We start from the raw sequence: 14,129 nt of genomic DNA on the forward strand, positions 1-14,129 counted from the left end.
TGACCTCCCCCGGTGTTGTACCCCTCGGACACCCACCCCGAGGAGGACCACCGCATGTTCTTCACCCGCAAGCAGAGCGACCTGATCGCCCCCGAGCAGACCCTGCCCGGGCGCAGCGAGAGCCCCTGGCACCTCTCCGACCGGCACGTCGTCCTCGACTCCCCCGTCGTGACCGACCAGGCGCCCGCCGGCCACGAGGTCGCGGTCTTCGGGCTCGGCTGCTTCTGGGGCGCCGAGGAGCTGTACTGGAAGATGCCCGGGGTCTGGTCGACCTCCGTCGGGTACGCCGGCGGCGACACCCCGCACCCCTCCTACGAGGAGGTCTGCTCGGGGCGCACCAACCACACCGAGGCCGTGCGGGTGGTCTTCGACCCCGCCGTCGTCTCCTACGCCGACCTGGTCAAGGCGTTCTTCGAGGTGCACGACCCGACCCAGGGCATGCGTCAGGGCAACGACGTCGGCACCCAATACCGCTCCGCGATCTACTGGACCACGCCCGAGCAGGAGCGCACCGCCCTCGAGCTGACCCGCGTGTACGGCGACGAGCTCGCCCGCCGCGGCCTCGACGAGATCACCACCGAGGTCCGTGAGGCGCCGACGTACTACTACGCCGAGGACGTGCACCAGCAGTACCTGGCCAAGAACCCCTACGGCTACCGCTGCCACAGCAACACCGGGGTGCCCTTCCCCGAGACGGCCTGAGCCGCGCCCGATCCGTCCCATGCCCTGGTGGCGGCCGGCTCGTAGGCTTCGGTCAGGCCCGTGAGGGTTCGACCGGACCACCGCTGTGGACGGCTCGGACCTCCAGGCCTCTCCCTGGTGCAGGACCGGATTCGTCGCCGCTGCTGCGAGCGCGGCCTCGAGGCGTTCTTGCCGCTGGTGCTGGCCGACCACACGTTCGACGAGGACACCGTACTGGTCGGACACTCAGGTGGTGCAGCACTGCTGCTCGCCGTCTTGGAGCACATCGAGGCGAGGGTGGACCAGGCGATCCTGGTCGCCGGCTACTGCACCCAGCCCGGCTCCGAGGACGAACCCGTCCTCCAGGACGCCTACGACTGGTCGGTGATCCGGGCCCACGTGCGCGACCTGTACGTCATCAACTCCCGCGAGGACCCCTACGGCTGCGACGACCAGCAGGGGCGCGCGACGTTCGACCGGGCCGGCGGCACGCAGATCGTCCGCGGCGGCTGACCGGGGCCGAGGCGCGACCGCCGCTCACGACGGCGGGTCGGCCAGCCACGACTCGAAGGTCACCGTCCCGAGGCGGGCGGTGTCGCCGGGAAGCAGCCCACCCGAGGCCATGGCCCGGCCAGCGGCTCCCGGCAGTCGGACACCGAGCACCGGTCGACGTCGACCCGAGGCGCGCACGACGCGACGGGCGAGCTCGACGAGCTGGTGCTCCTCCGGGCCGGCGATCTCTGGCCCCAGCCCCTGAGGCTCTCCCACGGCGGACCTCACGAGCTCTGCGGCCACCTCGACCGCCGCGACAGGCCGGATCCGCTGGCGGGGCAGCACGGCGACCGGTCCGGGGACCCTCGCCAGCAGCTGACCCGCGAACTCGTGGAACTGGGTCGCCCGCAGGATGGTCGCGGGCACGGCTCCCGACAGCGCGATCCGTTCCTGGCGCAGCTTGGCCTCGTAGTAGCCGAGGCCGACGCGATCGACGCCGACGATCGACAGCACGACCAGGTGCCGGACGCCACCCCTGCGGCTCGAGTCGACCAGGCGCCCCGTCGCGGCCTCGAAGAAGCCGACAGCGCTGCTGCGTCGCGTCGTGACGACGTTGCTGACGTCGATGACGGCCTCGGCTCCTGCCATCGCCTCGTCCAGCCCCGTCCCCGTCACGAGGTCGACCCCCCGACCCCGCGCCAGGACCACCGGCGTGTGCCCGAGCGCCGACAGCTCCGCGACGACGTACCGCCCGACGACGCCCGTTCCCCCAGCGACGACGACCCTCATGATCTGCCCTCCCGGCGTGGTGGCGGCGGCCCGCCAGGACGAGCAGCAGACTAGCCGTGGCCTTCGGCACCAAGACCGCGCTCACCGCCGCGGCGCTGGGCGCGACGGCGTACTCGCGCTCGCTCGGGCGCACCGTCTCGGAGCACCGCGACGTGCCGGCGGAGTCCGGCACCACACCGCTCGACCAGACACCCCCGCACGTCGCGCAGGCCCAGCGCCGGCTGTCCACGCTGCAGTGGGTCGTGCCGGCCCTCACCGGTGCGGTCGTCCTGGTCAGCGCCTACGCCGGCGAGCAGCAGCGCGCCAGCGAACAGCGACGCGGGCTGCGCAAGCGCCTGGTCGGCTGAGCACGGGCTCGTTTGTCGGGCCGGGTGACAATGGGCCCATGAGCGACATGCCGCGCAAGGCGTTCGGGCGGACCGCACGTCTGGCGGCACTGCCGCTGGGCTACGCCGGGCGCAACGCGATCGGGTTCGGCAAGCGCCTGGGTGGTCGCCCGGCCGAGGCGGTGGTGAGCGAGATCCAGATGCGCACCGCCGAGCAGCTCTTCCGCACCCTGGGCGAGCTCAAGGGCGGGGCGATGAAGTTCGGCCAGGCGCTGTCGGTGCTCGAGTCGGCGCTGCCCGACGAGCTGGCGGCGCCCTACCGCGAGCAGCTGACCAGGCTGCAGGACTCCGCTCCCCCGATGCCGACCCAGACCGTGCGCGACACGCTCGCGCGCGACCTGGGCGCCGACTGGCAGGACCAGCTGGTCTGGCTCGACGGCGGGCCGACAGCGGCCGCCTCGATCGGGCAGGTGCACAAGGGCCGCTGGCACGACGGCCGCGAGGTCGCGGTCAAGGTGCAGTACCCCCGCGCCGGCGAGGCGCTGCGCTCCGACCTGCGCCAGCTGGCCCGCGTCGCGCGCAGCATCGGGCCCCTGGTGCCCGGCCTCGACGTGAAGCCGCTCGTCGCCGAGATGCAGGCGCGGATGGAGGAGGAGCTCGACTACGACCTCGAGGCCTCCGCCCAGCGTGCCTTCGCCGCGGCGTACGCCGGTGACCCCGACATCGTGGTGCCCGACGTGGTGGCCCACGGCCCGGCGACGCTGGTCACCGAGTGGCTCGACTCGACCTCGTCGCTGGCCAAGGTCATCGCGGAGGGCACCCAGGAGGAGCGCGACCGCTTCGGCGACCTGTTCACCCGGTTCCTGCTCGGCGCCCCCGGCCTGACCGGGATGCTGCACGCCGACCCGCACCCCGGCAACTTCCGGGTCGTGCCCGGCATCGACGGCGGGCCGCTGCGGATGGGCGTGCTCGACTACGGCGCCGTCGCGCGGCTGCCCGACGGGCTGCCGACCGCCATGGGCACGCTGATCCGGATCGCCAGCATCGAGGACGACGCGACGCTGCTCGAGGGGCTGCGCGAGGAGGGCTTCGTCAAGCCCGGTGTCAGCATCGGCTCGCGCGAGCTGCTCGACTACCTCGCCCCGTTCGTGGAGCCGGCGCGCACCGAGCGCTTCCAGTTCACGCGGGCCTGGATGCAGGAGCAGTTCCAGCGCATCAACGACCCCCGGAACCCGTCGTTCACGGTGGCGATGAAGATCAACCTGCCGCCGTCGTACCTGCTCATCCACCGCACCTGGCTCGGAGCGGTCGGCATCCTCTCCCAGCTCGAGGCCGACGTGGCCTTCGGCGAGATCCTGCGCGAGCTGCTGCCGGGCTTCGCCGAGCCGGTCTAGGGCCGCTGCGGGGCGACAGCGCCCAGCAGGGCCTCCAGGGCGGGCTCGGCCTGGTCGCCGTCGAAGACGTGCTGCGCGTGGGCGGAGCCCGGCAGCAGCAGCACGTCGTTGTCGCCGGGCGCGCTCTCGGCCAGCTCGGTGGCGACGTCGGCGACGCTCTCGTCCTCGCTGGCGATGAAGAGCTTGGGCTGGTCGCCGAGGCCCTCGACGGTGCTGTTGGCCGACAGCGTCACGACCTGGTCGACCAGGTCGGGGTCCTGGGCGAGCAGGCGCAGGGCGGCGTCGGCGCCGGCGCTGCCCCCGACCAGGGCGACGCTCTCGGCGCCCTCGTCCCTCAACCGGTCCACCGCCGCCGTCATCGCCTCGGGCGTCAGGTCCTCGACCGCGACGACGCTGTTGCCCTGGTCGGCCATCGCCTCGGCCTGGTCCTGCCAGCTCGCGGCGTCGAACGCCGCGCCGTGCGCGAGCACGACGCCGTACGAGCCGTCGCCCCAGCGCAGCGCGTCGCCGTCGTCGACCAGCGAGATCCGCTCGCCGCTGGACTCCCCACCGGTGGCGCCGGTGGACGGGGCGGGCTCGTCCGTGCCGCACGCGAGGAGCGCCGTCAGGAGCATGGCGAGCACCGCGGTCATGAGGGGGCGGCGGGGACGCAGGATCGCAGATGGCATCTGCCCACCGTAGGTCGTGGGCCGCGCCGGGTCGCCCGGCACGGGCCTGGGCACCGGCAGCCGCGGACTTGTCAGGGAGCTCCTGCGCTTGATGGGTGTTGCAACCCCTGACAAGCGCAGGAGTCCCCGGCCGGCCGGGGACTCCTGCAGGCCGGCTCAGAGGCCGGTGGCGCCATCGACCGACTCGCGGATCAGGTCGGCGTGACCCGCGTGGCGGGCGTACTCCTCGACCAGGTGCAGGAGGATCCAGCGCAGGCTGGCCGCCTCGCCGTGGCGCTCGACGACGGCGAGGGTGTCGAGGCCACCGGCGGCCAGGGCCCGGTCGATCCCCTCGTCGGCGGCGCGCACCGCGGCCTCGTGCAGGGCCAGCAGCTCGTCGGCCGTCCGCCCGGCGGCGCGGTGCCAGTCCTGGTCGGGGTCGGCCGCCCAGTCGATGCTGCGCCACGGCTCGGCCGGCTGGTCGCCGTGCAGCACGTGGCCGCACCAGTAGTCCTCGACGAAGGCGAGGTGCGAGAGCATCCCGCCGAGCGTCATGGGGCTCGGCGCCAGCGCCTGGTCGAGCTGCTCGGCGGTGAGGCCCTCGACCTGGCGGCGCAGGGTCGCCCGGAAGTAGGCCAGGAAGGAGCGCACCGCGCTCACCTCGTCGGCGACGAACGGGATCTCGGGCAGCGGGGTCGGGGTCACCGCGCCCACGCTAGTGGCCGACCGCTCAGGCCGGGACGTCGTCGTCGGGCGGGTCGCCGGCGATGCAGTAGCGCAGCCCGCCGGGGTCGGCCATCACCGTCCAGTGGTCGTGGCTGGTCACGACCCGCGCCCCGAGAGCGACGTGGCGGGCGAGCTCGGCGCCCACGTCGTCGGTGGTCAGGTCGAGGTGCACCGACACCTCGGGCGCGTCGTCGTCGAGGCGCTGCACCAGCACCTGCAGCGGCTGCCCGGCCGGCACCTCGAGCAGGTGGAACTCCTCGTACGCCGTGCGGCGCAGCCGCCAGCCCGTCAGGTCGCGCCAGAACGCCAGCTCCGCCTCCAGCAGCCGTCTCGGGACGTCGACCGAGAGCTGGTCGACCTGCGAGTGGTGGCCGGTCGGCCACGTGGTGGGCCGGCTGCGCCTGCTCGCGGGGTGGCCCACGAAGCAGAAGGTCAGCCCGCCCGGCGAGCGCAGCACGACGTACCCCTCCTCGGCCGTGTGCACCACCTCGGCCCCCAGCCGCTCGGCGTGCTCCGCGGCGGTCGCCTGGTCGCCGACGTGCAGGTCGAGGTGGACCCGCGAGGGCCCCTCGTCGCGGCGCTGCACCCGCAGGTGGTCGTCGCCGTCGGGCGGGACCAGCGTCGTGAACTCGGCCCGCTCGCCGCGCACCGTCGACAGCGTCGTGCCGGTGACCTGCGCCCAGAACGCGGTGCCGCGCTCGAGCTCCTCGGCCGCGAGGTCGAGGAACGCGCTGATCCACAGCGGGCTCGACGCGGGCAGGTCGCCGCTCATGCGGGCCCGCCGCCGGCGGGCCGGTGCAGCACCGCACCGGTGGGGCGCACCCGCAGCCCGTCGCCGCTCACCTCGGCGGTGCCGTCGACGATCAGGGAGAAGTCGTCGGCCTGCAAGGGCGGGAACAGCAGCGTCACCGTCTCGTTCGCCGCAGCGTTCGCCAGGGACCCTCGCCCCGGCGAGCCCAGCAGGAGCAGGTCGTCGTCGAGCACCGGTCGCACCGAGACCACCTTGACCCGCGCCGGCAGCACCGACGGGTCGGTCGTCAGCAGGAACCCGGCACCGAACCTCGCCAGCGTCTCACCCAGGTCGGCCACCGCCACGGGGATGCTCATGCACCCCACCCTAGGGCTCGCCTGCCCTGCTCAGCCCGTCCAGCGCTCACCCAGCACGACCGGTTCGCCCGCTCCCCCGGTCACCTCGGCCAGCACCGCCCGGGTCGCCTCCTCGTCGGCCGGCGCGACGCCCAGCACCAGGTGCACGCTCGCACCCCACCGCGCGTCGAGCACGTCCACGCCACGCGCCCGCAGCTCGCCCTCGACCCGGCCGGCCTCGGCGTGGTCGACCTCGAGCCCGAGCTCGCGCAGCAGCCGCCGCTCGCGCGTGCCGGCCACCTCGAGCGCGGCGCGCAACGCGTCGCCGTACGCCCGCACCAGCCCGCCGGCGCCCAGCAGCGTGCCGCCGAACCACCGCGTGACCACCGCGACGGTGTCGCTGAGCCCGGCCCCGCGCAGCACCTCGAGCATGGGCGCCCCCGCGGTGCCCGCCGGCTCGCCGTCGTCGGAGGAGCGCTGCACCGGCACCGGCGGCGGCCCCACGACCATCGCGGAGCAGTGGTGGCGCGCGTCGTGGTGGCGCTTGCGCAGCCGCTCGACCACCGCCCTGGCCTCGTCCTCGCTCGCGACCCGCGCGACGGTGGCCAGGAACCGCGAGCGCCTCACCTCGATCTCCACCTCCGCGTCACGGCCCACCACGAGGTACGACGCCTGCTCGCTCACCACAGCCCCGTCACGTCGCCGCCGATCTTGACCACGAACGCCGCCACCACGGCGATGAAGAACACCCGCACGAACCGCGACCCCTTGGCCACGGCGGTGCGGGCGCCGACGTACCCGCCGACGAGGTTGGCCAGGCCCATCAGCAGCCCGACCTTCCACAGCACCGCGCCCTGCGGGATGAAGACGACCAGGGCGGCGAGGTTGGTGGCCCAGTTGGCCATCTTCGACTTGGCCGAGGCCTCGAGGAAGCCGTAGCCCAACAACCCCACCAGCGCGAAGACGAAGAAGGAGCCGGTGCCGGGGCCCAGGGCGCCGTCGTAGAAGCCGATGGCGAAGCCCGTGCCCATCGTCGCCCCGGTGTGGCGGCGTCCGGCGAAGCGCAGCGCGGTCACCTGGCCCAGGCTGGGCTTGAACAGCACGTAGGCGCCCACGAGCACCAGCACCGCCAGCACGATCGGCTCGAACGCCTCGCGCGGGATCAGACTCGCCACCGCCGCGCCCCCCGCGGAGCCGAGGAACGCGGTGAGCATCAACGGGCCGAAGGTGCGTGGATCGGGGCGCACCCGCCGGTAGAACGTCACGCTGCTGACGCTCGTGCCGCAGATCGAGCCGAGCTTGTTGGTGGCCAGGATCTGCACCGGGCTGGCGCCGGGCAGCCCCACCAGCAGCGCCGGCAGCTGGATCAGCCCGCCGCCGCCGACGACCGCGTCGACGAAGCCGGCGACGAGCGCGGCGAGCCCCAGCAGGAGCAGCACGGTCAGGGTCGGATCCTCCACACCGCGACCCTAGGCCCGCCTCCTGGCCGGCCCGCCTACGGTGTCCTCCATGCGGCCACAGCGGATCGTCTCCCTCCTGCCCTCGACCACCGAGATCCTCTTCGGCCTCGGCGCCGGCGACGACGTGGTCGGCGTGACCTTCGAGTGCGACCACCCCGCCCAGGCACGCGAGCGCCGCATCGTGTCGTCGACGACCATGCCCGAGGGCCTGGACCCCGCCGGGATCGATGCGTACGTCGCTCGCGCGGCCGCCGCCGGCGAGGACCTCTACCGCCTCGACGCGGGAGCCCTGGCCGACCTCGACCCCGACCTGGTGCTGACCCAGGACCTGTGCGCGGTCTGCGCGATCGACGTCGGCTCGGTCGACGAGGCGCTCGACCACCTCGGCTGCCGGGCCGAGGTCCTCTCCTTCGACCCGCACACCCTCGCCGAGATCCGCGACAGCGTGCTGCGCATCGGGGCGGCCGTGGGGCGGCCCGACGACGCCTCCCGCCTGGCCGCCCCGCTCGAGACCCTCGTCGAGCAGGCGGCGACCCCGCCGACCGGGCAGCGCCGCCCGCGGGTCGTGGTGCTGGAGTGGACCGACCCGCCGTACGCCCCGGGGCACTGGATCCCCGAGATGGTCGAGGCCGCCGGGGGCGAGTGCGCGCTCGGCACCGCCGGGGCGAAGTCGGTGCGGGTGACCTGGGACGACGTGCACGCCGCGCGCCCCGACCTGGTCGTCGTCGCGCCCTGCGGCTACGACCGGGCCGCCGCCCAGGAGCAGGCCGACCGGCTGGTGGCGGCGGGGCTGCTGCCGCCCGGCGTGCCGGTGCACGCCGTCGACGCCAACGGCCACTGGGCCCGCCCCGGCCCGCGCGTCGTCGACGGGGTCGCCGACCTGCGCTCGGCCCTGGAGGTGCACGGGCTCCTCGGCTGAGCGGCCCCCGTCGGGGCCGAGCGGCCTACTGCAGCCCGCGGATCGCGCGGGCCGGGAGCAGCCGACCGGCGATCACGTCGACCATGTCGACGGTCTGCCGTGTCTCGACCACCTCGTGCACCCGGTAGATCCGGGCCCCGGCCAGCGCGCACACCGCGGTGGCGGCCAGGGTGCCCGTGAGCCGCTCGCCCACGGGCAGGTCGAGCGACTCGCCCACGAAGTCCTTGTTGCTCAGCGAGACCAGCACCGGGCGTCCGGTCGCCACCATCTCGCCGAGACGACGGGTCAGCTCGAGGGAGTGGAAGGTGTTCTTGCCGAAGTCGTGCGCCGGGTCGATCACCACGCTGCGCGGGTCGACACCCGCCGCCACCGCCCGGTCGGCGTACGCCGTGGTGTCGGCGATCGCGGCGGCCACGACGTCGTCGTACTCGACGCGGTAGGGCCGGGTCCGCGGGGTCGCCCCGCCGGTGTGGGTGCAGATGATCGCGGCGTCGTGGGCGGCGGCGACGTCGACCAGCTCGGGGTCGGCCCCGCCCCAGGCGTCGTTGAGCACGTCGGCGCCGGCGCGGCACACCGCGTCGCCCACCTCGGCGCGCCAGGTGTCGACCGAGATCACCAGGTCCGGGAAGTTCTCGCGGACCCGGGCCACGAAGTCGACCACCCGGCTCTTCTCCTCGGCCGCGTCGATCTCGGCGCCGGGGGCGGCCTTGATGCCCCCGATGTCGACGACCTCGGCGCCCTGCGCCACCACGGCAGCGACCCGCTCGAAGGCCTTGTCCTCGGCCCAGGTGGCGCCCTTGTCGTAGAACGAGTCGGGCGTGCGGTTGACGATCGCCATCATCAGCGTCTGGTCGTCGGCGAAGCTGTGGCGGCCGAGCTCGAGGGTCACACCAGGTGTCTAGCAGACGGCTCCACGCCGACCCGGCCGGTGCACACCGGCCGGGTCGGCGTCGTCAGCGTCGTCAGCGTCGTCAGCGTCGTCAGCGTCGTCAGCGACGCAGCGTCACGGTGCGGGTGGTGCCGCCCATCGAGAGCCGCGCCTTGCGGACCTTCTTCGAGCGCAGCGCCTTCCTGCCCTTCTTGGTGGCCTTGAGCACCACCTTGCCGGTGCTGTCGGCGCCCACGCTGTAGCGGCTGGTCGCCAGGGTGGTGCCCTTGCGGACCTTCGTGCCCCCCAGCTTCTGCGTCTTCAGCGCCACCAGCGTCGCGGTGCCCGCGCAGCCGTCGGTGGCCGAGGTGCAGGCCACCTGGGCGGCGACCTTGGTCCCGGTGACGACGACCTTGCCGCTGGTGGGCGTCGCGACCGACGTGCCGGGCCGCACCGTGAACGTCGCGCTGTCGACGTTGTCGGCCGTGCTGGTCTCGACCGACGCGGTGGTCACGCGTCCGGTGTTGGTGACGTCGGCCGGGGTGTCACCGCCCTGGGTGCGGGTCGAGAGGCACAGCAGCCACAGGTCGGCCTGCAGCGGGGACGCGGTCGGGTTGAGGAGCTTGAACACCCGCACCACCGGACGCGGGTCGTTGCCGAGGTTGACCAGGCCGGGGTCGAGGTCCCAGCCGGCCACGACGCCCTTGGCGTCGCCGGTGCACGACAGGGTCACCTCGCGCACTTCCCCGGGCTGCACGGTCACGCTCTCGCGGACCTCACCCAGCACGAGCGGGTGGGTGTGGCCGGACGCCGCACCGACCTCCTCGTCGAGACAGCGGATCGAGACGTCGGCCGAGGTGGCGCCGTCGGGGTCGAACCCGAAGGTCCAGCCCGTGGTGCCCGCGGGGTACGACGTCAGGCTCGTCGCGCGGCCGTCGAGCGACCACCCCGGCTGCACCGGGCGCGCGCCCGGGTCGCACTGCAGGGTGGTCGAGTCGGCGCCCGCGGACAGGTCGACGGTCGCGGTGAGCTCCGAGCCGACCTGCAGCGGGTGGTGGTGGCCGGCCTCGGTGAGGGTCGGCGTCTGCACGCAGACCGCGAAGACCTTGGCCTGGGCGCGGCCGGTGGCGTCGTTGACCGCCTCGACCTCCCACGTGTCGAGGCCGGTGGCCCGGCTGCTCAGCACCCCGACCGAGGCGAGGGTGCCGGTGCCCTGGTCGACGTGGTCGACGCGACCCGAGCCGTCGGTGGCCAGGTAGCCCGACGGGCAGGTCACGGCGAGGGTGCGCCGCTGGCCGGGCTCGAGGTCGAGGTGCACCTCCGCCTTCTGCACGTCGACGAGGTGCTGGTGGTCGCCGCCGCCGGCGGGCAGCGCCTTGACGGTGGCCTTGATGCTGACGCTGCGCTCCTCCCCGGGCGCCAGGGTGTCCCACGCGCAGGTCACGGTGCCGCCGGCCTGGGTGCAGGGCGCGCTGGCGGAGACGAAGGTGACGCCGGAGGGCAGCACGTCGGTGAGCTCGACGTCCTGTGCGTCCCCGGCGCCCGTGTTGCGCACGGCGAGGGTGTAGGTGACGGTGTCGCCGGCCTGCGGCGAGGCCTTGTCGACGTCCTTGGTGAGCACCAGGTCGGCGTCCTCGACGACGACGGGCACGATCGGCGTGCTGGTCGAGTCGCTGTCGTCGACGGTGCGGCCCGAGGGCGCCGTGCCGGTGGCGGTCGCGGTGTTGTCGATGCGACCGGTGTCGACGTCGGCCTGCGTGAGCGTGTAGGCGCGGGTCGTGCAGGTGACGGAGGCGCCGGCCGCCAGCGCACCGGCGGGGCACGTCGTGTTGGGCGCGGCACCACCGAAGAGCGGGTCGTGCACGGTGACCGGGTCGAGGGCGACCGGGCCGGTGTTGGTGACCTCGAAGCCGAAGGTGACGGTGTCGCCCGCGTCGGGCCCGTTGCTGTCGAGGTCGTCGATCACCGAGGCGGTCTTGTCGAGGCGGATCCGCGGGGTCGCTGCGACGGGGGTGGTGACGGTGTCGTCGTCGGTGACCTGGGGACCGCTCGGCGGGGTGCCGGTCACGGTCGCCCGGTTGGTGACCTCACCGGCGTCGACGTCGCCCTGGGTCAGCGGGTACGTCGCGTCGGTGCAGGAGCGGGACGCGCCGGGCGCGAGTGCGCCGCCGGGGCAGGTCACGTTGGGAGCCGGGCCACCCAGGCGCGGGTCGTGCACGGTGACCGGGGCCAGCGTCACGGTGCCGGTGTTGGTGACCTCGAAGGAGTAGGCGACCGTGTCACCGGCGTCCGGGCCGTTGCCGTCCTCGTCCACGACCGGTCCGGCGCTCTTGACCAGCCGGACGCCCGGGGTACCGACCACCGAGGTGCTGGTGTCGTCGTCGTCGTGGACCTTGGCGCCGCCCGGGGCGGTGCCGGTGGCGGTGGCGACGTTGTCGACCATGCCCCCGTCGACGTCGGCCTGGGTGAGCACGTAGGTCTTGTCGGAGCACGACACCTTCGCCCCGGGCGCCAGCGCGCCCGCCGGGCAGGTGATGGCGCCCAGCTTGGGGTCGGCGACCGTGACCGGGTCGAGGGTCACGGCGCCGGAGTTGGTGACCTCGAAGGAGTAGGTGATCGTGTCACCGGCGTCCGGGCCGTTGCCGTCCTTGTCGACGACCGGGCCGGCGCTCTTGTCGAGCGCGATGCGCGGCTCGGCGTCCAGCGGGGTGCTGGTGGAGCTGGGGTCGCTGACCTTCGAGCCCTTCGGCGAGGTGCCGGTCACGGTCGCGGTGTTGTCGACCTTGCCGGCGTTGACGTCGGACTGCTGGACGACGTACGTCGTGGTGGTGCAGGTGGTGCTGGCCGCAGGGGCCAACGTCGTGGTGGCGCAGGTGACCGGACCGCCCAGGAGCGGGTCGACCAGCGTCAGGGACGAGAGCGTCGTGTTGCCGGTGTTCTTGACGGTGAAGTCGTAGACGATCCTGTCGCCGGCGCTCGCCCCGGTGGGGGCGACGTCCTGGTAGGTGGCCTTCTTGGTCAGCTTGACCGCCGGGGCCGCTCCCACCGGGGTGCTGGTCGAGCTCGGGGCGGTGACGGTGCGGCCGCTGGGCGCCTTGCCGGTGGCGGTGGCGGTGTTGGCGACCAGGCCGGCGTCGACGTCGGCCTGGCTCAGCGTGTAGGTGCGCGCGGTGCAGGTGCGCGAGGCGCCCGCCGCGAGCGACCCGGTGGGGCAGACCACGTTGGGTGAGGCGCCGCTGAGCCGCGGGTCGTGCACGGTGACCGGGTCGAGGCTGCTGTTGCCGTCGTTCTCGACCGTGAAGCCGAAGGTGATGGTGTCGCCGGCGTCGGGCCCGTTGCCGTCGAGGTCGTTGATCGTCGACGCGCTCTTGACGAGGCTGATGGCCGGCTTGACCGGCAGGTTCGTGAAGGTGCAGGTGATCGCGGCGCCGCTGGCCCCGGGCATCGTGAAGGTCCCGCTGCTGCCCGTCCCCTGGGCCAGGGTGGCACCCGCCGAGTCGAGGCACCTCCAGGTGCTCGTGTAGTCGGTCAGGGCCGTGGTGCCGACCGCGGTCTGCTTGACGGTGTAGGTCTGCGAGGGCACGAGCACGGCCGGCCCGGCCACCTCGGCGCCCTGGTCCTGCAGGCCGGTGTCGGCGCCCGCGGTGGTGCCGCTCACCGGCGCGGCCAGCCCGCCGCCGCTGAGCTCGACCTTGAACTGGTCGGTGCCGGCGTAGCGGCCCTGCGGCAGGTCGACGCGGGCCTTCCCGGTGCTGGGCAGCGCGCAGGAGGCCAGGTCGGAGAAGTCGAAGCTGACGGACGACGGGGAGCCCACCAGCGCCCCGGAGGCGGGGTTGACCCGGGCGACCACCTCGGCGCTGGTGCCGATCACCAGGTTGCCGGAGGAGTCGAAGGCCATCGAGTGGTACTGCCCGGCGTTGGCGAGGGTGGCGGTGAGCGTGCTCGTCGACAGCGCCACCGCGCCGGTCGTGGTGGGCAGTGCCTCGTTGACCCGGGCCAGGGTGCCCGCGTCGGTGTACCCGTCGTTGCTGACGACCCACAGGGTGCCGGAGCCGTCGAAGGCGAAGTCGCCGTTGCCGCCCAGACCGGTCCCGGCGATGGTGGCGACCTGGCCGATGGCCTGCTCCGTGACGGTGTTGAAGGCGTAGACGGTCCAGGTGCTGCCGCCGGCCGCGTAGTAGTAGATGCCGGTCGCCGGGTTGATCGCACCGGCGACGACGTCGCGCGCGTTGCTGTTGGTGGACAGGGCGTAGCGCTTCGTGGTGTGCGTGCGGGCGAAGCGCAGGACCTGGTTGGCCTTGCGGTCGAACGCCCAGATGTGGTCGCCGCCCCCCTTGGGCAGCGCCAGGGCGTTGACGGTGTGGTCGTCGTCGACGGGGTCGAAGTCACCGTGGGCGCTGCTGGCCCCGGTGACGCTGTTGACCTTGCGGATGTCGAAGCCCTTGGAGCCCTTGACGGTGTAGACGGTGTTGTCGGTGCACACGAACGGCGACACCGTGGCCGACGCCGGTGCCGCGGGCAGCAGCGCCAGCCCGGCCCCGGCGAGCGCCGCGGTGACCACCGAGGTGGTCCACCGCCGTGTCCGTGAGTGGTGCGCGCGAGAAGTCGTCGGCATTGCTCAGCCCCCCAGCTGTCCGCGTCCGCTGCCGGACGCCTCGTGAACGGGTGCGCCACGGCCCTCCCGGCGGACGCGGGACCGATCCTCACCCCGGCGCGGCGCCTCCCCGGGGCGAACGGTGCA

The 14,129-nt window shown here is 73.8% G+C and carries 14 protein-coding genes; 5 read left to right on the forward strand and 9 right to left on the reverse strand.

Annotated elements, in window-relative coordinates; genetic code table 11:
• Positions 1–12: 12 nt before the first annotated feature.
• Both msrA and JOE61_RS06040 read left to right on the forward strand, forming a co-directional pair.
• The gene (msrA, locus tag JOE61_RS06035; RefSeq protein WP_307822835.1) at positions 13–702 is read left to right on the forward strand and encodes a peptide-methionine (S)-S-oxide reductase MsrA; all 690 of its coding nucleotides are present in this window, start codon (positions 13–15) and stop codon (positions 700–702) included.
• 117 nt (positions 703–819) lie between these two features.
• Positions 820–1,194, forward strand: a complete 375-nt coding sequence (locus JOE61_RS06040) for an alpha/beta hydrolase (protein WP_307822836.1) — start codon at positions 820–822, stop codon at positions 1,192–1,194.
• A gap of 24 nt (positions 1,195–1,218) precedes the next feature.
• On the opposite strand, the gene JOE61_RS06045 is transcribed toward JOE61_RS06040, so the two are convergent.
• Positions 1,219–1,962: an SDR family oxidoreductase gene (locus tag JOE61_RS06045; protein ID WP_193668975.1), complete on the reverse strand. Its 744-nt coding sequence runs from the start codon at positions 1,960–1,962 to the stop codon at positions 1,219–1,221.
• A gap of 56 nt (positions 1,963–2,018) precedes the next feature.
• On the opposite strand from JOE61_RS06045, the gene JOE61_RS06050 reads away from it, so the two are divergent.
• Together JOE61_RS06050 and JOE61_RS06055 are read left to right on the forward strand one after the other, a co-directional pair.
• Complete coding sequence (locus JOE61_RS06050) at positions 2,019–2,309, forward strand: hypothetical protein (protein ID WP_193668974.1); 291 nt, start codon at positions 2,019–2,021, stop codon at positions 2,307–2,309.
• Positions 2,310–2,347: 38 nt separating this feature from the next.
• Positions 2,348–3,682 carry an ABC1 kinase family protein gene (locus JOE61_RS06055; RefSeq protein WP_193668973.1) on the forward strand — a complete coding sequence of 445 codons (1,335 nt, stop codon included), beginning with the start codon at positions 2,348–2,350 and terminating at the stop codon, positions 3,680–3,682.
• On the opposite strand, the gene JOE61_RS06060 is transcribed toward JOE61_RS06055, so the two are convergent.
• The 6 genes from JOE61_RS06060 to JOE61_RS06085 all read right to left on the reverse strand — a co-directional run bounded on the left by JOE61_RS06060 (position 3,679) and on the right by JOE61_RS06085 (position 7,601).
• Positions 3,679–4,350 carry an alpha/beta fold hydrolase gene (locus JOE61_RS06060; RefSeq protein ID WP_204797162.1) on the reverse strand — a complete coding sequence of 224 codons (672 nt, stop codon included), beginning with the start codon at positions 4,348–4,350 and terminating at the stop codon, positions 3,679–3,681. The genes JOE61_RS06055 and JOE61_RS06060 overlap by 4 nt on opposite strands.
• A gap of 156 nt (positions 4,351–4,506) precedes the next feature.
• Positions 4,507–5,034, reverse strand: coding sequence for a DinB family protein (locus JOE61_RS06065; protein ID WP_193668972.1), 528 nt, complete (start codon positions 5,032–5,034; stop codon positions 4,507–4,509).
• Between the two features lie 25 nt (positions 5,035–5,059).
• Complete coding sequence (locus tag JOE61_RS06070) at positions 5,060–5,827, reverse strand: VOC family protein (protein WP_193668971.1); 768 nt, start codon at positions 5,825–5,827, stop codon at positions 5,060–5,062.
• Positions 5,824–6,162: a pyridoxamine 5'-phosphate oxidase gene (locus tag JOE61_RS06075; RefSeq protein ID WP_193668970.1), complete on the reverse strand. Its 339-nt coding sequence runs from the start codon at positions 6,160–6,162 to the stop codon at positions 5,824–5,826. The genes JOE61_RS06070 and JOE61_RS06075 overlap by 4 nt, the downstream gene beginning before the upstream one ends.
• Before the next feature lie 30 nt (positions 6,163–6,192).
• Positions 6,193–6,825 carry a YigZ family protein gene (locus tag JOE61_RS06080; protein WP_193668969.1) on the reverse strand — a complete coding sequence of 211 codons (633 nt, stop codon included), beginning with the start codon at positions 6,823–6,825 and terminating at the stop codon, positions 6,193–6,195.
• On the reverse strand, positions 6,822–7,601 hold the full coding sequence (locus JOE61_RS06085) for a sulfite exporter TauE/SafE family protein (protein WP_193668968.1): 780 nt from the start codon (positions 7,599–7,601) through the stop codon (positions 6,822–6,824). The genes JOE61_RS06080 and JOE61_RS06085 overlap by 4 nt, the downstream gene beginning before the upstream one ends.
• 49 nt (positions 7,602–7,650) lie before the next feature.
• Between JOE61_RS06085 and JOE61_RS06090 the strand changes: the two genes are divergently transcribed.
• Positions 7,651–8,520 carry a cobalamin-binding protein gene (locus tag JOE61_RS06090; RefSeq protein ID WP_193668967.1) on the forward strand — a complete coding sequence of 290 codons (870 nt, stop codon included), beginning with the start codon at positions 7,651–7,653 and terminating at the stop codon, positions 8,518–8,520.
• Positions 8,521–8,545: 25 nt separating this feature from the next.
• On the opposite strand, the gene folP is transcribed toward JOE61_RS06090, so the two are convergent.
• Both folP and JOE61_RS06100 read right to left on the reverse strand, forming a co-directional pair.
• Positions 8,546–9,409: a dihydropteroate synthase gene (folP, locus tag JOE61_RS06095; RefSeq protein ID WP_307822837.1), complete on the reverse strand. Its 864-nt coding sequence runs from the start codon at positions 9,407–9,409 to the stop codon at positions 8,546–8,548.
• A gap of 100 nt (positions 9,410–9,509) precedes the next feature.
• A complete protein-coding gene (locus JOE61_RS06100) occupies positions 9,510–13,949 on the reverse strand; it encodes a DUF11 domain-containing protein (protein WP_193668966.1) in 4,440 nt (1,479 codons plus the stop codon).
• Between the last annotated feature and the right edge of the window lie 180 nt (positions 13,950–14,129).

The organism is Nocardioides salarius (assembly GCF_016907435.1).
In the GTDB taxonomy this organism is placed as follows: Bacteria; Actinomycetota; Actinomycetes; order Propionibacteriales; family Nocardioidaceae; genus Nocardioides; species Nocardioides salarius.